Source organism: Ruminococcus gauvreauii, assembly GCF_025151995.1.
GTDB lineage: Bacteria > Bacillota > Clostridia > Lachnospirales > Lachnospiraceae > Ruminococcus_G > Ruminococcus_G gauvreauii.
The window spans coordinates 2,578,278-2,604,419 of record NZ_CP102290.1 but is presented as its reverse complement, the minus strand read 5'-3'; the positions used below and the strand labels follow the sequence as shown (position 1 = coordinate 2,604,419).

28 protein-coding genes are annotated in these 26,142 nt (G+C 47.1%); 8 read left to right on the top strand and 20 right to left on the bottom strand.

The genetic code is table 11. The features are described from left to right. Window positions 1–17: 17 nt before the first annotated feature. Entirely contained in the window at window positions 18–806 is a 789-nt protein-coding gene (locus NQ502_RS12535) for a TIM barrel protein (RefSeq protein WP_028529263.1), read from the bottom strand. Between the two features lies 1 nt (window position 807). Beyond that, window positions 808–1,818, bottom strand: coding sequence for an inositol 2-dehydrogenase (gene iolG / locus NQ502_RS12530; RefSeq protein ID WP_028529262.1), 1,011 nt, complete (start codon window positions 1,816–1,818; stop codon window positions 808–810). Between the two features lie 374 nt (window positions 1,819–2,192). On the opposite strand from iolG, the gene NQ502_RS12525 reads away from it, so the two are divergent. Beyond that, window positions 2,193–3,236, top strand: a complete 1,044-nt coding sequence (locus NQ502_RS12525; RefSeq protein ID WP_242830280.1) for a LacI family DNA-binding transcriptional regulator — start codon at window positions 2,193–2,195, stop codon at window positions 3,234–3,236. 100 nt (window positions 3,237–3,336) lie between these two features. Here the strand turns inward: NQ502_RS12525 and NQ502_RS12520 are convergent, their stop codons facing one another. Further along, window positions 3,337–4,014, bottom strand: coding sequence for a Crp/Fnr family transcriptional regulator (locus NQ502_RS12520; protein WP_028529260.1), 678 nt, complete (start codon window positions 4,012–4,014; stop codon window positions 3,337–3,339). A 110-nt stretch (window positions 4,015–4,124) separates the two neighbouring features. Here NQ502_RS12520 and NQ502_RS12515 point away from each other — a divergent pair, with 110 nt between their 5' ends. After that, a complete protein-coding gene (locus NQ502_RS12515; protein ID WP_028529259.1) occupies window positions 4,125–4,469 on the top strand; it encodes a TIGR04076 family protein in 345 nt (114 codons plus the stop codon). An 8-nt stretch (window positions 4,470–4,477) separates the two neighbouring features. Here NQ502_RS12515 and NQ502_RS12510 read toward each other — a convergent pair whose 3' ends face one another. Together NQ502_RS12510 and NQ502_RS12505 are read right to left on the bottom strand one after the other, a co-directional pair. Further along, a complete protein-coding gene (locus NQ502_RS12510; RefSeq protein WP_028529258.1) occupies window positions 4,478–5,029 on the bottom strand; it encodes a chromate transporter in 552 nt (183 codons plus the stop codon). 1 nt (window position 5,030) lies between these two features. Further along, window positions 5,031–5,624: a chromate transporter gene (locus NQ502_RS12505; RefSeq protein ID WP_044983367.1), complete on the bottom strand. Its 594-nt coding sequence runs from the start codon at window positions 5,622–5,624 to the stop codon at window positions 5,031–5,033. Window positions 5,625–5,686: 62 nt separating this feature from the next. Between NQ502_RS12505 and NQ502_RS12500 the strand changes: the two genes are divergently transcribed. Then, on the top strand, window positions 5,687–6,586 hold the full coding sequence (locus NQ502_RS12500) for a LysR family transcriptional regulator (RefSeq protein ID WP_242830279.1): 900 nt from the start codon (window positions 5,687–5,689) through the stop codon (window positions 6,584–6,586). Here the strand turns inward: NQ502_RS12500 and ytvI are convergent. The 6 genes from ytvI to NQ502_RS12470 all read right to left on the bottom strand — a co-directional run bounded on the left by ytvI (window position 6,561) and on the right by NQ502_RS12470 (window position 13,640). Beyond that, on the bottom strand, window positions 6,561–7,613 hold the full coding sequence (gene ytvI, locus NQ502_RS12495) for a sporulation integral membrane protein YtvI (protein ID WP_028529255.1): 1,053 nt from the start codon (window positions 7,611–7,613) through the stop codon (window positions 6,561–6,563). The two genes, NQ502_RS12500 and ytvI, sit on opposite strands and share 26 nt — an antisense overlap. 64 nt (window positions 7,614–7,677) lie before the next feature. After that, window positions 7,678–8,607 (bottom strand): AraC family transcriptional regulator, encoded by a 930-nt coding sequence (locus NQ502_RS12490; protein WP_028529254.1) that lies wholly within the window; start codon window positions 8,605–8,607, stop codon window positions 7,678–7,680. Window positions 8,608–8,681: 74 nt separating this feature from the next. Further along, the gene (locus NQ502_RS12485; RefSeq protein WP_028529253.1) at window positions 8,682–11,192 is read right to left on the bottom strand and encodes an ABC transporter permease; all 2,511 of its coding nucleotides are present in this window, start codon (window positions 11,190–11,192) and stop codon (window positions 8,682–8,684) included. Continuing rightward, a complete protein-coding gene (locus tag NQ502_RS12480; protein WP_028529252.1) occupies window positions 11,189–11,869 on the bottom strand; it encodes an ABC transporter ATP-binding protein in 681 nt (226 codons plus the stop codon). The genes NQ502_RS12485 and NQ502_RS12480 overlap by 4 nt, the downstream gene beginning before the upstream one ends. Before the next feature lie 167 nt (window positions 11,870–12,036). Further along, a complete protein-coding gene (locus tag NQ502_RS12475; protein ID WP_028529251.1) occupies window positions 12,037–12,957 on the bottom strand; it encodes a sensor histidine kinase in 921 nt (306 codons plus the stop codon). Further along, on the bottom strand, window positions 12,954–13,640 hold the full coding sequence (locus tag NQ502_RS12470; protein WP_407691142.1) for a response regulator transcription factor: 687 nt from the start codon (window positions 13,638–13,640) through the stop codon (window positions 12,954–12,956). The genes NQ502_RS12475 and NQ502_RS12470 overlap by 4 nt, the downstream gene beginning before the upstream one ends. 199 nt (window positions 13,641–13,839) lie before the next feature. Here NQ502_RS12470 and NQ502_RS12465 point away from each other — a divergent pair, with 199 nt between their 5' ends. Further along, window positions 13,840–14,859: an ArsR family transcriptional regulator gene (locus NQ502_RS12465; RefSeq protein WP_028529249.1), complete on the top strand. Its 1,020-nt coding sequence runs from the start codon at window positions 13,840–13,842 to the stop codon at window positions 14,857–14,859. 40 nt (window positions 14,860–14,899) lie between these two features. Here the strand turns inward: NQ502_RS12465 and NQ502_RS12460 are convergent, their stop codons facing one another. Genes NQ502_RS12460 through NQ502_RS12450 form a run of 3 tightly spaced genes read right to left on the bottom strand, consistent with a single transcriptional unit; the run spans window position 14,900 to window position 15,946 of the window. Beyond that, on the bottom strand, window positions 14,900–15,163 hold the full coding sequence (locus NQ502_RS12460; protein ID WP_028529248.1) for a hypothetical protein: 264 nt from the start codon (window positions 15,161–15,163) through the stop codon (window positions 14,900–14,902). 11 nt (window positions 15,164–15,174) lie between these two features. Continuing rightward, window positions 15,175–15,561 (bottom strand): SHOCT-like domain-containing protein, encoded by a 387-nt coding sequence (locus NQ502_RS12455; protein ID WP_028529247.1) that lies wholly within the window; start codon window positions 15,559–15,561, stop codon window positions 15,175–15,177. Between the two features lie 25 nt (window positions 15,562–15,586). Beyond that, the gene (locus NQ502_RS12450) at window positions 15,587–15,946 is read right to left on the bottom strand and encodes a DUF2089 domain-containing protein (RefSeq protein WP_028529246.1); all 360 of its coding nucleotides are present in this window, start codon (window positions 15,944–15,946) and stop codon (window positions 15,587–15,589) included. Window positions 15,947–16,244: 298 nt separating this feature from the next. On the opposite strand from NQ502_RS12450, the gene NQ502_RS12445 reads away from it, so the two are divergent. Beyond that, window positions 16,245–17,492: an MFS transporter gene (locus tag NQ502_RS12445; RefSeq protein WP_028529245.1), complete on the top strand. Its 1,248-nt coding sequence runs from the start codon at window positions 16,245–16,247 to the stop codon at window positions 17,490–17,492. 27 nt (window positions 17,493–17,519) lie between these two features. Here the strand turns inward: NQ502_RS12445 and NQ502_RS12440 are convergent, their stop codons facing one another. From NQ502_RS12440 to NQ502_RS12425, 4 genes are all read right to left on the bottom strand, one after another. After that, window positions 17,520–17,771 carry a hypothetical protein gene (locus NQ502_RS12440; RefSeq protein WP_028529244.1) on the bottom strand — a complete coding sequence of 84 codons (252 nt, stop codon included), beginning with the start codon at window positions 17,769–17,771 and terminating at the stop codon, window positions 17,520–17,522. Between the two features lie 101 nt (window positions 17,772–17,872). Then, window positions 17,873–18,313 (bottom strand): hypothetical protein, encoded by a 441-nt coding sequence (locus NQ502_RS12435; RefSeq protein WP_028529243.1) that lies wholly within the window; start codon window positions 18,311–18,313, stop codon window positions 17,873–17,875. A 9-nt stretch (window positions 18,314–18,322) separates the two neighbouring features. Next, entirely contained in the window at window positions 18,323–20,443 is a 2,121-nt protein-coding gene (locus NQ502_RS12430; protein ID WP_028529242.1) for an FtsX-like permease family protein, read from the bottom strand. Further along, a complete protein-coding gene (locus NQ502_RS12425; RefSeq protein ID WP_028529241.1) occupies window positions 20,430–21,173 on the bottom strand; it encodes an ABC transporter ATP-binding protein in 744 nt (247 codons plus the stop codon). The genes NQ502_RS12430 and NQ502_RS12425 overlap by 14 nt, the downstream gene beginning before the upstream one ends. Window positions 21,174–21,331: 158 nt before the next feature. Here NQ502_RS12425 and NQ502_RS12420 point away from each other — a divergent pair, with 158 nt between their 5' ends. Further along, window positions 21,332–22,060: a LytR/AlgR family response regulator transcription factor gene (locus NQ502_RS12420; RefSeq protein ID WP_028529240.1), complete on the top strand. Its 729-nt coding sequence runs from the start codon at window positions 21,332–21,334 to the stop codon at window positions 22,058–22,060. Next, the gene (locus tag NQ502_RS12415) at window positions 22,045–23,385 is read left to right on the top strand and encodes a sensor histidine kinase (RefSeq protein ID WP_049898246.1); all 1,341 of its coding nucleotides are present in this window, start codon (window positions 22,045–22,047) and stop codon (window positions 23,383–23,385) included. Before NQ502_RS12420 ends, NQ502_RS12415 begins: the two co-directional genes overlap by 16 nt. Here NQ502_RS12415 and NQ502_RS12410 read toward each other — a convergent pair. Both NQ502_RS12410 and NQ502_RS12405 read right to left on the bottom strand, forming a co-directional pair. Continuing rightward, complete coding sequence (locus tag NQ502_RS12410; protein WP_028529239.1) at window positions 23,319–23,831, bottom strand: flavodoxin domain-containing protein; 513 nt, start codon at window positions 23,829–23,831, stop codon at window positions 23,319–23,321. The two genes, NQ502_RS12415 and NQ502_RS12410, sit on opposite strands and share 67 nt — an antisense overlap. 18 nt (window positions 23,832–23,849) lie before the next feature. Next, window positions 23,850–24,329 carry a MarR family winged helix-turn-helix transcriptional regulator gene (locus NQ502_RS12405; protein WP_028529238.1) on the bottom strand — a complete coding sequence of 160 codons (480 nt, stop codon included), beginning with the start codon at window positions 24,327–24,329 and terminating at the stop codon, window positions 23,850–23,852. Window positions 24,330–24,695: 366 nt separating this feature from the next. Here NQ502_RS12405 and NQ502_RS12400 point away from each other — a divergent pair, with 366 nt between their 5' ends. Next, the gene (locus NQ502_RS12400; RefSeq protein WP_028529237.1) at window positions 24,696–26,138 is read left to right on the top strand and encodes a GntR family transcriptional regulator; all 1,443 of its coding nucleotides are present in this window, start codon (window positions 24,696–24,698) and stop codon (window positions 26,136–26,138) included. Window positions 26,139–26,142: the final 4 nt, after the last annotated feature.

Genomic DNA, 26,142 nt, shown 5'->3' with positions numbered 1-26,142 from the left:
CAGGATTGAGTTTTTTATCAGCATTCTTCCATGATTGCTTTTACTGCTGTCTTTGTATCGGTCAGCGGGAATAATTCATATCCCACCAGTCCCTGATAGCCACATGCTTCCAGGTGTCTCAGTACTTTTTTGTAATTGATCTCGCCTGTTCCCGGCTCATGACGTCCCGGTGCATCCGCCACATGGATATGACCGAACTGATCGCCATAATTAGTGATGGTATCACAGATGCAGCCTTCATTGATCTGCATATGGTATACATCGTACAGAAGTTTCAGTCTCGGAGAACCAATCAGGCGGCACATCTCAGCGCCCATCTGTGTGTATTTCAGAAAGTTTCCAACATGGTCTGTTGTAATGTTCAGAGCTTCCAGATTCAGGTTGATCTCTTCCTCCTCTGCGATTTTCGCACATGCCAGCAGCATGTCATACATGGAGCAGAGCTTCACTGTGTCAGACAGATCATCGTAGTGGTTCACTACGATACCACCGTCGCCCAGTGCGTTGGAATGGATCGTTACGCTTTTGGCGCCAACGGTCTTCGCTGCCTGAATCGACTGTCTCAGATAGTCAATATATTTTTCTTTATGCGTCGGGTCTACCAGAGAGTAATCCGCATCTCCGTTGAATCCGCTGATCATGATGCCGGCTGCCTCGGCTGCCTTTCTGGTCGCTTCCAGGTCACGGATTCGCCAGTCCCAGAACTCTACCGCTTCGAATCCGTCATTTTTCGCTGCCTGAAATCTCTCTTCCCACGGAAGTTCCGTATACAACGTATCAATACATGCACATTTTCTTACACCCATTTTATTCTACCTCCGAAATTTTAACTGGTCTTCCCTCTTTCAGGGATTTGGTTGCTGCCGCCGCCATCAGAACCGGATATAAGCCGTCGATGCCGGTTACAGGGGTTTCTTTATCATTTACGATCGCATCCACAAAAGCCTGGATCTCGGAAACAAACGCTCCTGTGTAACGGTCCCACATGATCTTGTAAGTATTCTCATAGCTGGTTCGGCACTCATCCGATAATATCACGGTATTCGGCACATCATTTTCATTGCGCACACAGCCTTTTGATCCGAATACTTCCACCCTCTGATCATAACCATAAACGGCTTTCCGGCTGTTGTCAATAGTCGCGATGATACCATTTTCAAATTTCAGCATTACGACTGCTGTGTCAACATCTCCCGCCTCCCCGATCGCCGGATCGATCATCACGGAACCTGCCGCCATAACCTCTGTAACCTCTGCGCCTGCCAGGAAACGCGCCATATCAAAATCATGGATCATCATATCGTAGAAGATTCCGCCGGATACTTTCACATAGTCGATCGACGGCGGCTCCGGATCTCTGGAGCTGATCCTGATCATCTGTACATCTCCTGCTTTTCCTGCCCGAACCATGTCATACACGCCTCTGTGGTTATGGTCAAAGCGGCGGCAGAATCCGATCTGCAGCTTCACGCCGGCTTCTTTCGCCGTGTCAATTGCCTCGTGTACCTTTGCCAGATCATAATCAACCGGCTTTTCACAGAAGATATGTTTTCCGGCTTTCGCCGCTTCTATTATGTATTTGGAATGTGTGTCTGTTGATGAACAGATCAGCACAGCCTCGATTTCCCTGTCGTTTAAGATGTCTTCCGCATCTTTTGTCACATTTTGAACTCTGCAGGTTGTCTTCAGGTATTTCTCTGTCTCATCATTCATAAATGGATCAGCAACCGTCTTGATCTCAACCTCCGGTACAAACATTGCAATATTCTTTGCATGTACCTTACCGATTCTTCCCGCTCCGATAATTCCTGCTTTCATGGCAAATCCTCCCGATCATCCTTAATTTTCAGTAACAATTTTCATTTCTAGTTTTTATTATTTGTGCTTTTGTAACATTTGTGCTTTTGCACTTTCAATTATATTCGCTGGTCCGTAGAATGTCAATAAGCGTTATTTTTTTATCAGATATTTTGTTGATTTTGCATATGTTGATTTTGGGAAATCCTTATTTTACGCGGGTTTCACGGTACTCCAGTTAGTAAAAATACCGAAAGTACTATTTACAACTACGCTGTGCACGTGTTAAAATCCAACTATACTCAAATTGTTTGTTTTGTTGTTTGTCGTGTGCCTTTGCACACGCCATCTATGCGCTGCCTAGGCGCCCCATTTATGAAAGGGATCTTCACATTATGCTGAATAAAAAACCTACCATCCAGATGGTGGCTGATATGGCGGGGGTCTCACGCGGTACGGTAGACCGTGTGCTGAACAACCGCGCCCATGTCAGTCCGGAAGTCTATGAAAGGGTCATGGACGCCATCCAGAGTACCGGATATCTCTCTCCCCGAAACGCCTATCAGAAGACGCTGCTGAATCAGAATTTTACGCCTCTTAAGATCGGCGTACTTCTGCCCAACTGGTCCGGGCATTTTAAATGGGAAGTCTCCGACGGCATTGAAGCGGCGCAGTCGGAGCTGTCTGATTTTAATGTAAAAATCGTAGTCGAGGAATGTCAGACTGACATTCCGGAAGAAAACCTGGAAAAACTTGAGAACCTGATCCGTCAGAATGTACAGGGCATCGCTTTGTGTACCGTCAATGATCCCTCTATCAAGGACAGGATCGCTCAGCTTGACGAACATGGCATCCCGGTGATCACATTTAATTCAGATCTTCCCGACAGCCGGCGTCTCTGCTTCGTGGGACAGGACTACAAAAAAAGCGGCCGCATCGCCGCTGAACTGATGGGGAAATGTATTCCTCAGACGGGTAAGATACTTGCCGCCGTAGGAAATCTGGAGTTCGACGGACACCGCACCCGGCTTCAGGGGTTCTGTGACCGCATGGAAGAGATTGGCTTTTCAGAGGAGCAGATTGAAGTCATCGAAACTTACAACGACTATCAGATCACTTATAAAAAGATTCTGCAGGCCTTCGAGGATAACGGCGCTATCGCTGCCGTCTATATGGCGAACCGCAGCGTCTCCGCCTGTGTCAAAGCCGTGGAAACGGCGGGCTGCACAGGGAAGACAAGAGTGATCTGCCATGATATCTCCGAGCGCACACGTTCTCTGCTGCAAAACGGTGAGATTGACTTTTCCATCTCTCAGGATCTGTTCCAGCAGGGCTATCTGCCGCTTATCTACCTGCGTGATTACCTTCACAAGGATAAGATCATTACACATCAGGACACGGTAAATCAGATTTCTATTATCTGTTCACAGAATCTGTAGGACCCTGCTGTTCATTGCAAAAACAAAAACGGAAATGTAGCATTTATTACAGACATAGCATCACTCTCATCATAAAATATAACCGTATCCCGCGATCACATCAGCATGGAAGTGTTTCCTCCGAACAATAATCTGCCAGCGCCGGCAAATCGACGATCTCGATCCGTTTCCGGTGTGTGGCGATGATATGTTCATTTCTGAGCCGCGCAAAGTGTCTGGCCAGATTCACACGATTGACTGCCAGAATGTCCGCTATCTCATCCTGTGTCAGCTGTATGGTGAGCGCCTGGCCTTCAGATACATTTTGTGTAAACAGAAACAGCAGATTGCACAGCTTGATGAACGAATGATTGTATTCCTGGTGAGCAGCTTCATAGAGCAATAAATTTACATAAGACGAATACCACTCCACCACTGCCGCGCTCAGCTGCAGATTGTTTTCAAACATAATGCCAAATTCCGCCTTTGAAAACTCCAGCACCTGCATATCTGAAATTGCTTTCGTGATAAGGGCCCCCTCAATCTTAAAATTTTGCTGATGGTATCCCGGAAATACTGTTCCCCTGCTGTGAAACGATATGATCTTTCGATGACCGTTTTCGTGTTCCAGATAATTATGTGCAATGCCGGAAAGAATATAATGAACTTTCTCAAATGGCCGTTCCGGTTCCCATAGATACTCTCCTTTTGTGACTGCCCGTTTCCGGTGCGGCTGCGAACAGAAATATTCATAAAACCGGCTGAAATCGTCTGTGAAAAAATAGCGCGGTGTGAGCATGGCAAATTCCCTTCCTTCGGCTGGCTGATCAGTAACTGTAACGTCCTTATTTTATCACAGTTTTATGGGATAACAAAGAAGATATCCACACCTGAAAGGAGTTAAAAACAATGAAAAAAGTAAGAATCACAGTACTAAAAACCACCCTGGACCAAGAATTAGCCGCAGAATACGGCATCGAAGGCCTGACCGCCTGTCCGATGCTTAAAGAAGGTCAGGTGTTTTTCGCTGATTACGCCAAACCCGATGGTCTCTGCGATGAGGCATGGAAAGCAATCTATCAATACGTATTTGCTCTGTCACACGGTCTGAAGACGGAACTGTTCTACTACGGAGACTGGATCAGAAAACCGGGCGTCGCCATCTGCAGCTGCAATGACGGCCTGCGGCCCGTAATCTTCAAACTGGAAGCTACCGACGAAGAATCTGTGATCGATTATGCCCCTGTGCGCTGATCATATCCTTACCCGATGATACCTCCGAGGATGCCGGTCACCACGATCACTTTGATCGGATTCAGTTTCCATTTTTTCAGACAGAAAAGAGACGCCAGAAAGACTGCCACAGCCATCCAGTCAACACTGCTCCCGTTCATCCACTGTGCATCTCCTGTAAATGCCACCATCAGTATTGTAACCGCGGCCGATGCGATAAGGCCTGATGAAGCTGCTTTCAGCCCCTTAAAAATCTCCAGTACATATACGGATTTCTGGTGTTTCTTCAGAAATCCGTATAATGCGGAAGAAATCACAACTCCGGAGATAACACAGCCGAGAGTCGCCAGCATTGCCCCCGGTATCCCTGCCACCTGCAATCCGATAAAGGTTGACGTGTTAACCGCCAGCGGTCCCGGCGTCATCTGAGAAATGGTAATGATATCCGCAAATGTCTGCTGAGACACCCATGCATGACTTGCAACCACCTGCTCCTGAATCAACGGGATAACCGCATATCCTCCCCCTATACTGAACAGTCCAATCTGAAAAAATGCGATAAAAAGCTGCCATGCGCTCATATCACCGCTCCTTTCTGAACCGAACCTGCGCCGCACACAGGCAGCAGCAGACAACCAGGATCAAGGCGACGTTGATCTTAAAAATAAAGCATGCGGCAAATGACGCAGGCATCATAACAGTCAGCAGCAGCGAGTTTTCTTTCAGAACCATAGCCGTCATATCTGCCACAAAATCTACGATCAGTGCGGCGACCCCTGCCTGCATTCCTTTTAAGACTGCTGCAATCAGGGTATTTGCCGCAAATGCCGCATACCATGCAGAGATTACTGACAAGATGACCAGCGGGGGTATCACCGCCGAGATTCCGCTGATTACGATTCCGGGCACACCGGCCGCACGGTATCCGGCCAGCACAGACAGATTCACAGCGATGGCCCCCGGCGAGGACTGGGCGATCGCCGCCATATTCATCAGTTCCTCTTCGCTGAACAGTTTCTTCTGAAAAACAAAGTATTTTCGAATCATCGGAACGACCACATAACCGCCTCCGAACGTGAATGCACTGATAAACAGATTGATCCCCGAAAGCCACATCCACAATTTAATTTTTCCCCGCATTCCTTTTATCCCCGCTTCCCTTTCATTGCTTTTCATTATAGCACTTGCAATCCCATATGAAAAACGATATTATTTTATCATAACCATAAGTTTTTTTTATGAAAAAGGAGGCGGATTCTGCCATGATGTCTCTCCGGCATTTTATGATATTTAAAACCGTTGCGGAAACCGGTAATTTTACGAAGGCAGCCGGCCGGCTGTATATCACACAGCCGGCTGTCTCCCTGGCCATCCGTGAGCTTGAAGCACGCACAGGCACGGTCCTGTTTGACAGGCTGGGCAAATGCGTGCAGCTCACCAGGAGCGGCCGTCTTCTGCTTGAAGATGTGGTTCCCATCCTGTCCGCCTGTGAATCACTGGAGGACCGCATGGACCGTCTGGAATCCGAAGCCCCTGTACATATCGTCTCCAGCATCACGATCGCCGCCTTCTGGCTGCCGCCGCTTCTGAAAACCTTTCAGGCACAGCGGCCCGATGCCGAAGTCTCAGTGGAAGTCGTAAGCGCTGCCAGCGCAATGGAGATCCTGCGCCTTGGAAAAGCCGATCTGGCACTGATCGAAGGCTCTCATCCCCAGGGATGTTTCTCCTGCAGACCATTTGCAGAATATTCGCTGAATGCTGTATGTGCCCCCGGGCACTCATCCCCTGCTGTCCCTATGGACCTGGAATCATTTTGCAGTGCAAGCCTGCTGCTGCGTGAAAAAGGAAGTGCGATCCGTGATGCGCTTGACAGTATGCTTCTCCTGGCCGGACATACTGCGCGGCCTGCGTGGACCAGCGTCAATTCCCTGGCGCTGATCGAAGCCGCAAAAGCCGGTCTTGGCATCACCGTACTTCCGGACCTCCTCGTAGAGCAGGCGATCAGGCAGGGAGAACTTGTCCGGCTGTCCGTCGCCGGTCTTCCTCTGCGCAATGAACTGCTGGCAGTGTGGCACCGTGACAAATACCTGACCTCCCCCATGGAAACTCTCCTCACTCTTCTGTGCGGCGGGCAATGACAATCACGGAAAGGCCCACAGGCAGCCCGATCATCCCGGCCAGTCCAAACAGCTTTAGTCCTGTAAACATGGCGATAAGGGCTGCCAGAGGATGCAGCCCGATCTGCTTTCCTACCAGTCCGGGTTCCAGGATATTTCTGACTGCAGTCGTGACCAGATACAGAATCAGCATTCCTGCCGCCATCTTAAGATCGCCTCTGACTGCCATCACAACTCCCCACGGGATCAGGATCCCGCCGGTGCCAAGAACCGGCAGCAGATCGAAGACGGCAATCGCCAGCGCTATCAGCACGGCATGCGGCACGCGCATCACCAGAAGCCCAGTACAAAGTTCCGCAAATGTAATGACCATCAGCAGCGAATACGCCCGGATATATACGCCGATGACACTCAGACTGTACTTTTTTATTTTCTTGTAATAATTCCTCCATTCTTCAGGAAGCAGTCCCTCCATTACTCCCACAATCTTCTCATAATCCATTGAAAAGAAGAAGGTTGCCACCACAGTAACGATTGTTTTCGCCACGATACCGGGAATCTCCGCCACATATCCCGAAAAAGATGACAACGCGTTTACAGACACCTGGGTAACCCACTGCCCAAGATTCTGTGTAAGCTCATTCAGACTTGTGTTCAGCATGGATATTGTCGTCTTATCTCCCCCTGCAAATATGGATATCATCTTATCCATAGCCTCATTCAGCCAGGGCAGGATCTCCCGAAGATAAATATCCGGCAGTTTCATCAGCAGGCCCCCGAGTAATCCTGTGATCTTACTTCCCGCTGCAGCAATCAAAAAAACCAGAAGAATATAAACTCCCGCCGTAAGAAAAATCGCTGCCGGTTTCTGCATTGCAGGTTTTATCCCCGAAACTTTCTGTACGGGACGATTGAGTATCGCAGCCACCAGAAAAGCGATCAGAAACGGCATCAGCATCGGCACCAGATATTTCACACCCCAGATAATCATGGCAGAGACTGTCAGATAATAGCCGACATTGACCAAAAAATTTATTCTCTTCTCCATCTCACACTCCCGACATGTCAGCTTAAAATATATACACTGAGAAATTATATGCCGGAAACTGTTGTCAGATGATGAACTTGCCGTTCTGCTGCTCTTTTATCTTCAGCCAGATTTCCATTTTCTTCGTATCCCGGGTGTGGCTTTCATAACGTTCTGCGCAGAATGGTTCCGTCTGCAGCCGGCGCCGCGGAAGCCACGTGCCGAAGATATACTGCTGTACTTTATAGAGCGTATCCATGACCAGCGCCTCAAAGTTCTCAGCCTCGAACGAACAGATGAGATATTCCCCCGGGCAAAGCTCCCAGCTTTCATATCCCTCTGGCCCTTCTCCATCCATCGCTTTTCCGCCTGCAAAATAAGTAAAGTATCCCTCCTCGGCACACGGATGTGTCACACCAAGCTCATCACCCTCACGTGCAAGAACATCAAGACTGTTTTTCTGATCATGAAATGTACGCCACAGAGTGTCAAGCGGATCGACTCCCGATTCCACACCGAGGCCCTCGATAAACCGGACCGGCATCTTTTTCTCCAAACCAACAAAATACTCCGGCGTCTCCAGTGTGCATCTGTTGATCTCCAGCACGATCCCATCTGTAATCAACGGCACCCCCTCGTCCAGAAACACATAGTTCATGAGAAGCTGCGGCTTTGTCATTCGGTTCAGAGGAATGGGATTGCGCCGGTATGCCTCCGGCGTCATGCCAAACGCCTCTTTAAAAGTTCTCGTAAAATGTTCATGAGACTGGAAACCGAGATCCAGAGCAATATCTAAGATCCTGCCGCCTTTTTCTGACAGCTCCTCGGCTGCTCTGGCAAGCCGCCGCAGCCTGACATACTCCATCACAGGCTTTTTCACAAGGCGGGCAAAAAGCCGCTGATAGTAAAACGGTGACAGAGCCGCCATCTCCGAAAGCTGCTCAATCCCAAGCGGTTCCCCCAGATTTTCATCGATGTAGTCCAGAGTTTTCTGGATTTGTTCCCATGCATGCATTTGTTGTACCTCCCTTTTTAGGAGAGAATAACATACACAAGGTTCTCCCCGCTTGACTGTCAATGCCCTGAATCTTACTGTTCTTCACTCCTGCGCAGTCTCTCAATAATGCTTTCTTTTCGGCTCCTGCGGTATAACAGTGCCGGCGCTGTCATGCATAAGCCCGTGATCACCGTAAACAAAAGCAGGTTTTCCAGCCATGGTATCGTATAGGGTATACGATATATATTCATATTTTGAAAGACTACGTAGCTTGCCGGAATGCCAAACAGCATTGCTGCCATGTTTGAAATCACCGCATATCCCGCTCCTTCAATTGTCAGCATTTTTTTGATCTGCCGTGAGGTCATACCGATGCTTTCCAGCACGGCAAATTCCCGCATCCTGTTCTGAATACCGGCTGCCATCATATTGAGATAGTTCAGCACCGCCAACAGCGCCATGATGATCCCGATGCTGTTTCCCAGCACCTTCACCTGCATCTCAGAATTTTTCATATCTGCATACCGCTCAAGTTTTGACTCACAGGAAATCTTTTTCTCACCCGCAAAAACTTCTTTCACTCTCTGTTCTGTCTCTTTTGAGTAGGGTTCTTCATACTCCACATCGATCAGTTCAGCGAATGTCTCTTCGAGCAGTTCTTTCGCAAATTTTTCGCTGACAATAAGATCCGGTATGTAACCGCCCGCAAAATATGCAGGATTGATGGTCCCGTCCCCCACCGCTGCGATCCGGACAGCATTTTCTTTTTCAGGCTCCCGCCCTTCCGGCAGGGAAAATCGGACCGTTTTCCCTGTTAATCCGCTGTCCCCCTCCGTCAGATAATTGACCGACACAGCCGTCTCGCCATTTTCAAATTCCGTTTTATCCAGCACATGACCAAGCGATTCATTCAGCACTTCAAATCCTCTCTCATCGATACCGATAAAGCGGGGCATGAAGCGGCCATTCTCAGGGTTTTCCCTGTAGGAAATCATATCCTCCCCGTAATCTCCAGGGCTGTATCTCGACTCGTACAGTTCCTTCAGATAGGTTCCATACGCCTCTTCCTGATAAGGCACGACAGCGTCGGTAGATGACACCCTGCGCACACTCTTTATTCCCGGAATCGCTGCTATGGCTGCAATCTTGTCATCCGTAATCAGCTGCTGCCTGTCATCCTCAAGAGTCGTTTCATTCTTAAATTCTATATCCCGGGAACAGATTTTATCCAGGATGAATCTGGCATCATTTCCCCTGATGTATACATTTACGACCAGAAATACGGATACTGCTATGGTCAGTGACAGAAAGATGACAGCCGCCTGTTTTTTATCCCGGAACATATTCTGATATGCCATGAACGCAAGACCGCCGCCTTCTCTTTCCTTGGCTTTGCTGCTCCTTATATCTCCCGTGTACCGGAGGGCTTCAATCGGAGAACAATTTCCGGTCATCTCTGCCGGTTTTCTGCTGCTCATCAGATTGGTCAAAAACGCAAATACTCCCGCCGCCGCAAATACCCACGGCTGTGCCTGCATGACCTCATCCGTGCTCAATGTCGTATTCAGCAGATGCAGAATCCTGGGAATCACAGCCCTGGAAAGCAGTGCTGCCGACGCAAGCCCGGGCGGTGCCCCGATCAGGAAATTCCAGAATGCCTGACGGTAGATGATCCCTTTTAATTGAGCAGAAGTCATTCCGATCGTCTTCAGCTGCCCGTAATACCGGATATTCTTCGAAATCGAAATGTACATCGTATTATAGATAAACAGATATCCGCTGATAAAAATCATAGCAAGCATCACTGTCAATCCGATCACTGCTTTACAGAAACTATCTATCGTATCATAGTCTGCCTTTATGATCTGATTATATCCCAGGTCAATACTGTTTTGCATCTTTACGATATCATCCTCCGAATACAATGCGTGATCCAGCGAAATTTTCAGGGATCCCTGAGTAAAGTCAGTCTGCTTCACACCAGTCTGTTCAAAAAAGGATCGTGATATAAATCCGCTGTCTTTGCCGGTATAATCTGCAAACCAGCCGGAAAGTATAAAATCTTTCTCCAGGATCTCTTCATCGCCGCCCTCTGCCAGCGTGAAGTAATCCAGCGGCAGAACCATGCCTTTCCGGGGATGCTCGATGCCCATCGCTTTCAGTGCGCTCCCTGAGAGCATGATCTCATTCTCTTTTTCAGGGTAGCTGCCCTCATAGCGCTCCAGCGCAGGAATCGTCTGTTTCTCCCAGCATGTCTCATCCAGCCAGTATAATCTTGTCTTATCCAGCATTCTGTCCAGGTACTGCTCCAGCACGGCACATTTAACAGCCACTCCCGCATATCTGACTTCATCCATGGAACGGATCTTCACGACCTGATCCCCCCTCGGCTCCGTCAGTTCAATATCGTAGTCCATCCCGCTCATCCTCACCTGTCTGAGCGAAACCGTGTTCCAGTAGCTGACGCCGATCGCCAGTACGACCGCTATCAGAAATGTTGTCAGGAAAATGGCAAATGCCGCAAGCAGATTCTGTTTTCTGTTTGCTCTGTAGGTCGTACGCGCCACATCTGCGACAACTTCCTTATTTCGTACTCTGATCATGACAGGTTTTCACCTCCGCAGATTTTTCCGTCCTCAAGGCGGATGATCCGCTCCGCCATCTGGGCAATTTCATCATTATGCGTGATCATCACAATGGTCTGCCCCAGGCGTTCGCTCGTTGTCCTGATAAGTCCCAGAACGTCCTGGCTGGTACGGCTGTCCAGATTTCCGGTTGGCTCATCTGCAAGGATAATTGCCGGCTTGGACGCGAGAGCCCGTGCCAGCGCTACCCTCTGCTGCTGCCCGCCCGACAGCTGACCTGGCATCGCATATTTTTTTTCCGCAAGTCCCAGAAGTTCGATAATCCTGCCGATGTAACCTGGGTCCGGTCTGATTCCGTCCAGTTTGACCGGCAGTACAACATTCTCATATACGTTCATAAGCGGCAGCAGATTGTAGCTCTGGAATACAAATCCTATCTTTCGCCTGCGGAATATGGTCAGCTCATCCTTCGTCATTTCCGAAATATCTTTCCCATCCACAATGACTCTGCCGGACGTGGGTATATCCAGACCTCCAAGCATATGCAAAAGTGTTGATTTTCCACTGCCGGACTTTCCGACGACAGCCAGAAACTCGCCTTTTTCCACGGCAAGGTCAATTCCGTCCAGTGCACGGACGACACTCTCTCCCATCTCATAATATTTCTTCAGCTGCCGCGTTACCAAAATATCCATGATGCACCTCCTGTTTCTTTTATATTGTATCTCTTTGTGACGGCCCATCTTCCCTCCGTCCTGAACAGTTGCATCATAACAAAGAATTCTTTCTCAAACCTTTCTCAAAGGTGACATGTTTGACACAATTGAAAAATGCAGCCACTATACGGTCATGGCTGCATCCTTTACACTTTTGTCCGCGCTAAATACAATTCCACTGTCGTCCCTGACCCCGGCCGGGACTTAATCCTCGCATACCCGCCCTGCTTTGACAGCACAGCGCGCACCAGATAAAGTCCGATTCCAAAACCAGGCTCACCTTTGACGGAATCGGAACGGTAAAAGCGTTCAAATACCCTGCCCTGCTCCTCCTCCCTGATCCCGATACCCTCATCCTGGACCCTAATGCAGACAAAAGACTCGTACAGTACAGTTGTAATCCGGATAACAGAATGCTCCGGAGAATATTTCACTGCATTTTCCAGAACATTCCCAAGTGCTTCCGTGGTCCACTTTTTATCTGCACAGCAGACCGTCTCCTTCTTTTCGACCCGCATATCAATGTTCTTTTTCATGGCAGCCAGTTCTGTCATCTGACATGCCGTATCTATGACCTCCTCAACATCTATCATCTGCGGGCAGACGGAGATCATTGCCTGTTCTGTATAGGACGATTTCACAAGCTCTTTCATGAAAAAGTCCAGCTTCTCTGTCTGCCGGTCGATCTTGTCAGCGAGCGCGGCAGCGTCCTTTCCCAGACTCTGTTCTCTCAAAAGGCCTGTATAGAGCATGATATTCGTAAGCGGCGTCCTCACCTGATGTGAGATATCCGAAATCAGGGCTTTGATGACATCGCGTTCCTCTTTTGCACTGTCCCGCTGCATTACGGAGATCTGAACCACACGGCTCAGCCTTTCCCGGACCGCAGCATCCAGCGATTCATCATAAGATGTGCCAGGCAGCACCCCTCCCACAGCCCCATCCAGCGCCTGAAGCAGATTGTCGAGCGTGCTCTCCGTTTGCCTGCGGTAATGTTTTATGACAGCAGCACACAGCAGCGCGCTCAGTCCGAGCGTGATCAATACCGTCAAAATATAGCCATTCATAGACATTTCTCCCACATATAACCTTTTCCATAGACCGTTTTGATGAAGGCTGGTTTTGACGATATGTCTTCCAGCTTATTCCTCAGCCTCCGAATGCCTACCGACAGAGCATTGTCTTCGACATATTCTGTCCCTTCCGGCCATACCCACTCAAGCAGCTGCTCCCTGGTCAGTATTTTCCCTTCATTGAAAACCAGCAGATATAAAATTCTCTGTTCCGTCTTGCTAAGTTCTATCAGGCGTCCGTTTTTATAGAATTCCATGGTATCAAAGCAGAAGCGGAAAACACCGTCTCTGTACTCCGACTTCTGATCTTCCACATTCCGTCTGAGCAAAGCTCTGATTCTGGCACGAAGTACCATCAGACTGAATGGTTTTGTGATATAGTCGTCCGCCCCGCATTCAAGTCCTGTCACGATATCCAGCTCCATGTCTTTTGCAGTCAGAAGTGCAATCGGCGTCCTGCTGCTTCTTCGGATTTCCCGGCAGAACTCCAGGCCGCTGCCGTCCGGCAGGTTGATGTCCAGGATCAGCAGGTCAAACGTTCTGTTTTTCAGCATTTCCCTGGCATCCGCGATCGTCAGGCAATGGACAAATTCCACTTCCGTGCTGTTCAGGGACAGTATCATTCCCTCCGCCAGGTCCTCATCATCTTCCAGTATCATAACAAACTGTTTCATCATTTCAAACTCCCCGTTCCACAATCGTTTATTCTATTATCTGCAGTTATCCGATCCCCGCCTGCCGTCATTCTGCTCAGATTTTACCACGTTCATAATCTTTACGCAACGCACACCCTGCCAAAAGCCCCCATATCTCTTGCACAAATCCCCCCGATACTCTACAATAGAAACATCTTATCCAAGGAGTGTACAAACGGACATGACGATAAACAGGAGTTTAAATCAATATTTTGAAATCATCGGTTTACTGTACAGCAGTATGCATCCGGAATCCCTGGCAAAGGAGTTCTGGGATAAAGCGGCGGCTGAACATGGGATCAACGGTGACGAGCTTTATCAGAAGGTCGGCACCATATATAAAAAATATCTCACCGCATTTAAGAAAAACATGGTCAGAAAAAATCTGGATGACTTTGATTTTTTCTTTTTGGATGAATTTGATGATTTTATACTGCTTCTTCAGGCTGTCTGTGCAGAGCACACAGAATGGTTTGAGGGTGACCCGGGCGTTCCTGCAGAAAATGCTGTTATCTTAGCCTTTGCAAACAGGCTTACCGCCGACGATGCGGATTCATTTGTGTCACCTCCTGCTGCAAATGAGTGGATCGGGCTGCTTCAGACCACCGGTTTTTGCCCTGGAGTCTGCTGGAAGCTTATGCTGATCATGCAGTCGCCAAAGGAAAAACTTAAAAATCTTGCCGCCATTATTAACAGCAATATACCCGCCTACGAGAAGGCTGTAACTGCGATCCAAAAACCCCTGAACAGGCTTCTGGAGGACTTCCCGACAGGTGAATATTTAGGTTCTGCCCTGAAAGAGGATGCTGTGCTGACACCTGTCATGGTCTTCCCGACAGGGGAACTGATCGATACCAACCAGATCAGCAGCAATGTCTATATCGGCCTGTTTGTCAACGATGTGTTTAAAATGATGAAAAAACCGCAAAATTTTCGCGGAAATCTCCTCCCTGCCCTGAAGGCAATGAGTGACGGCAGCAAATTTGATATCCTGCTCTCTCTGATGTCTTCTCCAAAATACAATCTGGAGCTGGCAGAAGAGCTGAATCTGACCGCGGCGACGGTTTCCCACCATATGAATGTGTTGTTGACCTATCAGCTGGTGAGTGTTGAGAAACGAGACGGAAGGGTGTATTACACACTCTCGAAAGATACCATCAGAAACCTTATATCGGAACTGTACTCCGCCTTTTCGCTGTAGAAAACCTTAATCAGGCAAAAAAGGGAGCCTCTCGCTCCCTTCAAAGTTTTATTGACACAAATGTTCCATCCGACGCCTCCACATGAACAATCTCCAGCCCTTTATTTTCTCTCAGAATGTCCAGGCATTCTCCCATTATCATACCAATATTGTCTTTTGTGATCAGGCAGCAGTACGGATCCGGTGTATGAACCCTGATATCCTCGAACACTCTTTCAGGAATCATCTTCACGACAAATCCGATCATACTGACCGGCACAGGCATTGAGAAGTGAAAATCCTTTGTCCTGATTTTTACTTTCATATACTCACCCTCTATTTGTCAACAAATATCCTTACCGTCGTTCCGTCTGCAGCCTCCACATTGACAAAATCACCTTCAATCTCATCCTCAAGACACTCTGAGATCGCGTCCATCATGCTGGCAAGGTCGAAACCCTCCAGATCTTTTTCCGGTATCGGAAGTTTTCCGGTCACTTTCAGTATTTTCTTGATCGCTCCTACCGGAAACTGTATATTTACTTTATCACCTGATACACTGTCTACGATAACACGAAACATTTTTTTATCGTAGCTGCTCTTTACAATCGCCGTCTGCTGTACCGGCAGCTCTGTGCTCATGGCTGCCATCAGCTCTGACGCCTGTTCTGCTGTAATTGTTCCTTCTTCAACCATTTTTAAAATTCTCATTTTTTCATCCATATTGAACCTCCATCTTTTCTGAACGCTATTTTAACTGTGCAATCGCCTGTTCCGCTGTTATCTCTCCATTTTCGAGTGCCTTTAAAATCTCTTCCTTTTTGGCCGCCTGTTCATCAGGTTCCGTTTCATAGCCAAGCTTTTTGATCACTGCATCCAGTTTGGAACGAACGGTGGGATACGATATCCCCAGTTCCTTCTCCACCTCTTTGATGTTTCCCCTGCATCGGATAAAAGTCTCCGTAAAATACAGTTCCTCATCTGACAGGTAATCAAACTTACCGAGCCGAAAATTATTTTCTATCACTGTGTCGCAGGCGTCACACTTAAGCCTTACGACTGTCAGCTCCTGATCACATACCGGGCAACGGCTAATGACCTTATTCATACTGTCACTTCCTTTCTGTTTGATAATAATATAACCCCATCCTTCATAAAAGTCAATATCAAAATTAATATCTTTAATCGTTATATTCATTTTATTAATTTTAACATTGATTATCTGATTTATCCACTAAAAAATCACTGCATATTGACAAATGCATGCATCATTTAATAAGCTTCAAATACATTTGACTTATATCTAATTCTATGTTATATATTTTATATACATCTAATATAAGCAGCCTTTACGGCTGGCAATATCTGATTTACGTCATACTAATCAGACCAATATGGGAGGTAATATGGAAAAAAAGCTGTTTACCAAAAATTTTACGTTACTGATCGCCGGACAGACAAGCTCTCTGTTCGGCAATTGCATTCTGGATTTTGCAATGTCAATGTATGTTCTGGAAGTGACAGGTTCGGCTGCTGTTTTTGCCGGCTTTCTGGCCGCTGCCATGCTGCCCGCCATTATCCTGTCCCCTCTTGGCGGTGTACTTGCCGACCGTGCAGACAAACGCAGTATCATGGTCGCACTGGATTTTATGTCGGGTGTCGTCACACTGCTCACTGCACTCATGATTGGCCGCAGCAACAACCTTACGACAATATGTGCAGCCCTTATTATCCTGTCCGTCTTAGGCGCCTTCGAAGGACCCACAGTACAGGCATGTATCCCTCAGATGCAGACGGGCGGCAACATCATTCGCGCAAATGCTGTCGTCAACCAGATTTCCGCCGTCTCAGCCCTGGCTGCTCCCTTCATCGGCAGCATGCTTTACACTGCTTTTGGATTAAAACCGGTCATGTATGCAGGAGTTTTCTGTTTCTTTGTAACATCCATATTCGAATGTTTCATCCGGCTGGATTACATACCGCAGCAGACGGGCGGACACGTTTTACAGATTATAAAACATGATCTGAAAACCAGCACTTATTTTATATGCCGAATAAAGCCTTCGATTCTTAAAACGCTGCTTCTGGTAACCGTTACAGCATTTTTTGTTCAGGGAGTTGCTTTGGTCGGACTGCCGTTTATCATTCGGACTGTTCTCGGACTGAATGCAGGTTATTACGGCGCAGCCGAAAGCATCCTGGGGCTTGCAGGTCTTGCCGGCAGTGTGATCGCGGGAATCATTGCAACAAAATTCAGGTCCGAAAACCTGAACCTCCCCATATTATTAATTGGTTTGTTCCTGATTCCGTCAGGATTGATCTTTTATCTCCCTGCGGGCGTCTATCCGAGATACGTAACACTGACCGCCTGTTTTGCTTTGATTCAAATCGCGGCCTGCATCTTCTCAATTTTCTGTCTTTCCGCAATTCAGCAGTTAACACCTGAACATATGGTCGGTAAGGTCATGGCTTATACCGCTACAATCTCAATGTGTGCACAGCCGCTGAGTCAGATCGTCTATGGAATGTTGTTTGACAGATTTTCAGATGCCGTTTACCTTGTGTTGGTGCCTGCTGGTATGATGCTGTGCGTAATCGGCCTGGCGGCAAAACATTTTTTCATGAGAACAGAAGAACAGTTGAAACAAAACTGAACGCAAAAAGGAGGGAATTTCCCTCCTTTACCCGCCCATCAGAGTCCGCAGCGGATCGATGATCTTATTCAGTGTTTGGATCGTCTCGTTTAAACTGTCAACATCAATCCCCTCCACTGTTTCCATCACACCCTCAAGCTGTACCTGCGTTTCCTCCAGCTTTCCGGCAAGCTGCCGTATTTTTATTCCGCCTGCCGCAACCACACACCAAAAGCTGATCAGGGTCGCCACCGCGACAATATATATGCGTCTCAGCAGTGTTCTGTTTTCTTCTATCACCGATACGCCCCCATTCTATACTGTTTTTTAACCATATGTGTAAAGTCCACGGTTTAGACTTGATGCCGCGTTTGGTTCTGCGATTCATGGAGCTTTACGTATCATTGTTCTAAAATCACAAGAGGGATATAGCAGAAGATCCTGTCCGGATCCTGCTTCAGCACCAGAAACTCCGGTGAATATCTCAGGACTACGACATCCGGTTTTTCGCGGAACCGCATATATTTTATTTCTGTAAAACAATCAAACTTATTCACCTTCAGACTCCGAAGCTGTTTTATAAAAATCCGAATCATCCCTCTCTCACTGACAGGATCTTCCCGGATATATCCGTAAGTAAACTGTGGAAGGTGCCGGTTGCTGTTCAGCACTCTTATCAGGTAATCCCCATATCCGTCCGGAAACATATCCTTATAAGCAATCATCATCCGTTCAGCATTTCTGTTTGCTGTCAGAATCTGCCGAACCACTTCCGCAGGGACGATGATAAATTCCTCACCGCATTCAAAATAGACGCTGCATATCTGTTTTTTCCTGTCCATATTGATTCATCAGCTTAACTTAAGCAGTGTACCTGTTTTTTTAACAGAAACTCTGTATATTACGTACTGGTACAGTGCCGCCGTCAGCCCCAGTCCCGCAAGGATAAACATCAGGTTTATGTCCCCGGCAGAAAATTGTTTGTCATTCGTATAGAGCGTCATGGCCTCATAGATCAACAGCAATATGACGCCGACTGCCGTGGGAAGCACAAATACTTTCTGAACCTGATCTTTCATCAGATTTATTCTGTAATCCCTGTCAGCTCCCAGCCGTTTAATATCCTCGAATACCTGCGCATTGGTGATCCCCATGCTCTGGCTTCTCGTATAGCCTATAATTCCCACCGCTGCAAAGCAGATCAGGAATACATAACCAAACAGAAGCATCCTGTTCGCCAGCGCCATGATCGTCTGCTGTTTGATAAGAGGACTCATAAGCGGATCATACTGCCAGTCTGTTTCCTTCAGAGGATTATCGGGATCCACCACGGCATCGCCCATCATGTCTGTATAATCACTTCCGCGTCTCTTTTCCTCCATGGAATTATAGTATGCCATGACATTCATATCGCCGGACATACCGTCCACGAAGGATCTGTAAAATTCCCTGGAGAAATCCGCTGTTTTTTTCACCTCTCCGCTCGTTTTAAACAGCACCTGCGTCTCCAGCTTTTCCCTGGGCAGCCCGCGTTTTAGCCGGGCAAAATCTCCGTCATTTAATACAAAACGGCTTCCCTGATCCATCCCGTTGTTCGAACCGATGATCAGCGCGTGGTACGTAACGTTTCCCATATACTTCATGGGTAAAAACTGTTCCTCATTTTGGACATACAGCTTATCCATATCTCCAAAATGATACCAGATATTTTCATATGCCCCTCTCCCCTCGATCTGATAGTATCCGCCCTCCGGAATATCGAGCTTTATACCCGTCATCTTCTCGTACTCCGATGAACTGGTACAGTCATACTCTGCATATTCGTCATAATAAATTTCCAGCAGCTTTTTGTCGTCACCCATATCTCGGTGGGTACCGCTGCCTGTGACCCGGATAAATTCTCCCTCCCGGTAATTCTCCACGGATACCCCGTAGCCTTCTGCCAGCTGTATTACTTCAGATTCCGTCATCTCATCCGCATCATTTAAATAGCGGTAAGAAAAGTCATCCTCCAGTTCACTCCCTGTTCCCAGATTGGATGGGATATAAGATATCGCATATAGCGCCCCAAAAATGAGCAGTGTAATGACCAGCATATTTTTTACGACAGATGCCCCCTGAAATTTTATCATTCCGTAGCTGATCAGATTATCATAATACTTCTGTGGTTTTTTTCCTTTCTGGTGACTGGATACTGCATATACCAGCATCCGGTAAATTCCAAGTACAATGAGCAGATAAAACGCATTGGTCCATCCCCCCAGCCATGTTCCGAAAACATATACTGCAATCTGTTCCAAAAACACCGCCCCAAAGAGTCCGGCTGCAGTCAGGATGACTCCGCTCGTAAAGTATTTTTTGGATACGGACTTTTTCATTGGCTCCTGTTTCCGCTGCTCGTTGATAACCTCAATGACATTCGTTCGCCTCATCGCCCGCCGTGCCAGAAACTGGATCAGCAGAAACAAAAGAACCGTATACAGAGCAGAGAGCGCCAGGCCGGACAGCGTAAATCCAAATTCGGCATCTCGAACCTGTGCGGTCAGAAGTTCCATCCCTTTACCGACGATGAAGGCGATCACAGCACCCAGGGCAATACCCGCAGCTGCACACATTCCGATCATCTTTCCCAGCTCCAGCGATAACGCTTCTGCCAGCACCTTTCGCCGTGCTCCCAGTGCGATAAAGATTCCGATCTCCCGGCTCTTATAGCGAAGAAACAGTCTGGCGGCATACGCCGAAAAGATGAAGCATCCCACAACAGCGATACCACAGATAAGATATGCCTGCTTGCCGCTGTCTCCCCCTGCAGGCAGAGAATTCTGGATCAGCGGAGAACATATCATCATCATAAGCGACGAAATCAGCAGTATGGAAAAAGTCATACAGAACTGAAACTGCCGGTAATCCCCTTTATTTTTCTTTCTGAGCCTGCTCCATAATGTCCCAAGCGTCATCTCACTCACCTCCATTCAGGTCTCTTAATACGCCAAGCAGCTCCTCCATAAACGACCGCCTGTCACCTTTATTCAGCATTTCCCTGTAGATGCTTCCGTCCTTCATCACGATCACGCGGTCACAGTAGCTGGCAGAAAAACTGTCATGCGTCACCATGAATGTGGTTGCGTTCAGCTTTTTCTGTGCATCCAGAAACGCCCGGATGACCGCCTCACTGGAACGGCTGTCCAGATTGCCGGTAGGTTCATCTGCCAGTATCAGAAGTGGGTCATTCATCAATGCCCTGGCAACTGCTGTTCTCTGCTTTTGTCCGCCCGATATTTCAGCCGGGTATTTTCCTGCTATATCTCGGATTCCAAACATCCCGAGGAGTTTATCCGCCTTTTTCTCCATTTTTTCATACGGTTCTTTTCTGATGGATTTTGGTACGCATACATTTTCAAAGACCGTCAGGCCGTCCAGCAGCATAAAGTCCTGGAATACAAACCCCAGTTTGTCATTTCTGACCTTTGCGATTTCGTTTTCATTCAGTTTTGACAGCTCGGCATCCCCAAGCCTGATCGTCCCCCCGTCAAAAGGAATAAAACACGAGATACAGTTTAAAAGCGTGGTCTTCCCCGAACCGGAAGGCCCCATCACTGCAACAAATTCTCCTTCCTCTACTTCAAATGATACGTCCTTCAATACTTCATACTTTTCTTTCCCCGTCTGATAGCTCTTATACAGGTGTTCTACTTTTAACATCTTGGTCTCCTCCCGGTTTGTCTCTTTCTGACCTTTATTTTAAGAAAAAATACAACTTTTATCGAGGGCGCTGCATGTTAAATTTGACACCTTTTATGTAAAGTTCCGCAACTTATGGTATACTGTTTGTAATTCTAAGTAATACCGGAGGTCACGATATGTTGAAATTAGCAATCTGTGATGATGAAAAAGTATTTCGAAATGATCTGAAAAGAATTGTTAGTACAGAACTGGATCTGTGTGGTATTGATTATCGCATCACAGAATTCAGCTGCGGCGAAGAACTGCTCGCCGCTTCTGCGCATGCGGACTTTCAGGTTTTATTTCTGGACGTGGAAATGAAAGAACTGGATGGCGTAGAAACTGCCAGAAGAATTCGGAAACATGATAAGCAGTCAGAAATCATATTCGTAACCTCTCACCCGGATTTCGTGTTTCAGGGCTATGAGGTACGCGCCCTGAATTACATCATAAAGCCTTATGAACAAAGTAAAATCGTTTCCGTACTGCATACTGCGCTGGAATCTCTGGAGCTGTCGCCTGAAAAATATTATATCATAGAACAGCGCGGCAAAAGCATCCGTCTTCTGCTTTCTTCTGTAAAGTATTTTGTCAGTGACAGACGTGTAATCCATGCCGTCACACCGGGAAAGAGCTATGACTTTTATCAGAAACTAAACGATCTGGAACTGCAGCTCGGCGTAAGTTTCGTCCGTATACATAATCGTTACCTGATCAATATGAAGTTTCTCCAGGAAATCCATGGAAACACTGCGGTTGTAGCTGGAGAAAGCCTTCCTGTCAGCCGTACGTACAGACAGAATCTTTCCATTGCTTTTGCAAAATATATGCTTTATCAGGAGAATATGACATGCCAAACACTATAGAATTCGCCGTGAACTGGATATTGTCCCTGGCGTACGGAACACTGCTTTTTTTCATTGTCAGGCAGTTCATTCCTCTTCGCAGGGATAACAGATTTCTGATGCTTTTAGAAATTTTTATGATTACGTATCTTTCCAATGCCATCATATACCCCGGGGAGACCACCGGAACTTTTGGCGCATTTGCCGCACTGATCATTATTCTGCTTGTTTTTCACAAAGGCCGCCTGTATCTGAAATGTTCCGTCGCCGTTTTGCTGTTTCCCATCATCGTCTCCATCTCCTATATCCTGCAGGACGTAGGTTCTCTGGTCTGGATGTACGTTTTTCACAGGCAGATGTCCACCGCAGGTCAGACCATTCTCCATTCATTTACCATGATGCTGAGAATTCCGGTCTGGTTCGCTATCTGGCATTACATGAAAAAGTGGATTCCCTGTGCTGTTTGCGACCTGACCAGAAAGTTATGGTTCCTGATCGATCTGGTCTCGCTGGCTTCTTTTATCGGAATCATTACCGTAATTTACAATTCCACGTCAGAGACGTCCTACATCGCGTATCCCGCATGCATTGCCAGTCTGATCACGAATCTGGGCTGCTGCTGTCTGTGCACGCATATGGCAAAAACAGTGCGGACCGAGATGCAGCTGGAGACCTATCAGTATCAGCAGGCCTACTATCTGGAAATGGAAGCCAGCCAGTGTGCCATAAGGGGACTGCGCCATGACATGAAAAATCATCTGAACGTCGTCGGTACCTTACTTCAAAATGAAAACTATGATAAAGCCTGCCAATACCTGACTAATCTGGATCAGAAGTTTGTCACAACCGCTAAAAATTTCTGCCCGAACAGCATCGTCAATGCTGTGCTGAGCACAAAGGAACAGTATGCCAGGGATCACGGAATCCGCTGTGATCTGCAGGTTGAACTGCCAAAGACCCTGCCCCTCGATGACATCGATCTGTGTTCCCTGTTTGGCAACACACTCGATAATGCAATCGAGGCATGTCTGAAGATTCAGGAAGTCTCCAAACGTTTTATTACCGTGAAAGCACGCTGCAGTAACAGCTGCTTCAGTTATGAGATTGTGAACGCTAAGGAGAATGAAATCCTGGAAACGAAAGCCGGGCTTCGGACGGATAAGAAAAATCCCGAATCACATGGAATCGGCACCGGCAATGTCAGACGGATTGTCGAAAAATATCATGGTGCGATTGATGTTCATTATACTCAGGACAGATTCTCTATCGTAATTCTGATTCAGACAGGAGCGTTCCCCGCCAGACAGCGTGCCAGCAGAGGTTCCACATATTTCTTATCCGAGTGATCAAACGATGTTCCAAGCGTCTTCGCCATATACTGTTCCTGAGCGTTTTTATTTTCCTTTCTGGCAGCTGATTTTTTCAGCATTTTCAGCATTTTTCTCGTCATAAAATTCAGCTGCTCAAAACGGAATCCCCCCGGCATATAGAAAAAGGGGAGGTCCTCAAGATGATTCAGCTCCTGTATCACACCCTTATCCGCAATGTTATCGGGAGTTGAGCCCACTGCAAACACATACAGATGTGCGGGATTCATCTTACGCATTTTATCCAGACCGCGAATCATATTGCCCATGATCCAGCCGCCGAAGATCACCTGGTCCTGCTCACTCACCGTCTTTTCTGTCGTCTGCTTTAAATCCACGGCATCACAGTGTAAGGCATCAGCGATCCACTCGGCATACTGTCTGGTAAACCCGGTACCGCTTTGATACACGACTAGTCTTTTCATATTTCGTTTCCTCCTTTATCATACCTCTATGCGTTTCAGCCGCTCATCGAGCGCCATGATCGTTTTTACTGTGACCGCAAGGTTTTCCTCATCGATATCCATAAACAGCTGTTCCATAAAATTCGAGCTTGGTGCATCATATTCTTCGGTAAACAGCTGTGTTTTCTGAGTGGGCACTATCCTTTGCTTCCTTCTGTCTGATTCATCCGGAATGAACTCCACATAGCCTGCCTTCTCCAGCTTAAGCAGCATCTGCTTGACATTCTGGTGTGAGCTTCCTATCAGCTCCGACAGCTCTTTCAGCGTCGGCGGCCTTTCAAAGAGACGGATACAGATCAGAACAAAGCTCTGTTTCCAGCTGATATCCTTAAAGAAACGGTCTCCGGCAGCTTGAAATCTGTTGACAAACTGATTTAAAAGTCCAATCAGGAAAAAAGTATGCTCCATATCCCCAAAATTAACAGAGTTCTTCTGTGCGTTTTCATCTGTATATTTCATAAGCGGCTCCTCTCCTTTCATCCCCGGAAGAAAAATCGTGTCAAGACACAATCTGCGCGCCCAGGCGGGTTGGACATCTTTGCATGTGTATTTTATGATATAAGTGATATCAGTATAATTTTCCGCGCAAAGAAGGTAATACATTACCTTTATAAGTAATATATTACCTTTCTCTCTGTTTGTCAATTAATTATTACATAGCCGGTAAAAATACCTTATGTTCTTTCTGTCATGCTGCTGTCAAGATAATATCAAATGTTATGTTAGATTATTGTTAGTTTATCTATAACGGAAAAAAAATATGTGATATGATATCTATGTCAGCCCCCTGGCCGGCACAAACTGATTTTAGAAAGGATATACGAAATGACAAATATCAAAAGCCAGGAGCAGACAATTTACCGGGCTCTTGCTGCTCAGATACAAATGGGGTTTTTTGATGACGAAACTCCATTTCCGTCTGTCATGGAAATCGCACAACAGTATGGCGCCTCGTATTGTCCTGCCCAGCGTGCCCTTAAAATGCTTGAAAGGGATGGAATCATCAAAATTAACCGTAAAAAATCGTCTGTTATAATCAGTAAACCGTATCCCGATTATCTTACCTCCGGCGTATTTATGGAGCGGGCAGCTTCGCTGGAAGACCTTAACAAAACGCTGGAACTTATTTCACCTGCCGTCTGTTTTTACATCCTCTCGCGTCTCGATGACCGCCTCACAGAGACAGCCGGGTCCGAATGTGAAAACACTCACTGCGCCAGACAGTTGTATGGCTCTTTTTTTCAGATGCTCAAGTCATGCGGAAACCAGACCTTACTGGGCCTCTTTTACGACATTCACTCGTTTGCCGACAGCGCTTTCCTGGACATCCTTCAGCAAACTGACGGTGAGGAGCCGGCTGATCACCTGCTGCAGCATCTGCTGGCTGAGTTTCAGAAATGCATGCAGTCATATCAAAGCAAAGACAGCTGCGCTTCAAAACAACACTTTATCAAACTCAGCCGGACTTTTCACGGCAGGATCGCTTCGTATTTTGAACATATGACATTCTCAACCGCCGACAACACTTTAACCCCCTTTGTATGGGAACCATGCAAGGGACGAACCCGCTATTTCGATATGATTGCAATGGAAATCATCTGTAAAATCAGTCAGGGGCGTTACCCTTTGGGAACATTCCTGCCCTCCTATAAACTTTTATCATCCACCTACCATGTATCCATCAGCACGATGCGGCGCACCGTCGGTATCCTGAACGAGCTTGGCATTTTGCGGACGATTAACGGAAAAGGCAGTCAGGTCATCTCTGAATGCGGCACAGAAGCACTTCAAAAATTTGAAGATTACATGTCTGACAGCTACTTCATTAATTTTATAGAAATTCTTCAGACACTCGCTGCCTTCAGCGAACCGGTTATCATGTACACGTTTCCATATTTTGACGCCGGGACTTTAGAATCGATCCACAACGCCGCCTCTCTGGGTGATGATAAGAAAGCTCTGGAGGAAGTACTCTGCATTACCTTACAGGCAATTGTGAGTCATTGCCCTTTAAATGCAGTGAAAGAAATCTACAGCAAGATTATTCTCCAGATGTTAAGCGGCAGCATTCTGCGCTTTGAAGATGCCGGTTCCAGGCAGCTTCCCGGCTGGTCCAAAATAGCATGTGACATAGCAGAAAGCTGCGAAAAGCGGGATGCCTCACAGTTTGCCTCATCCTTCTGCCATTTGACGGAGAATGCGTTTATGATCACAAGGCGGCTGTTATCAAAAGCCGGCATCGAATGCTCGGGCAATATCAAATTGTAAGGGC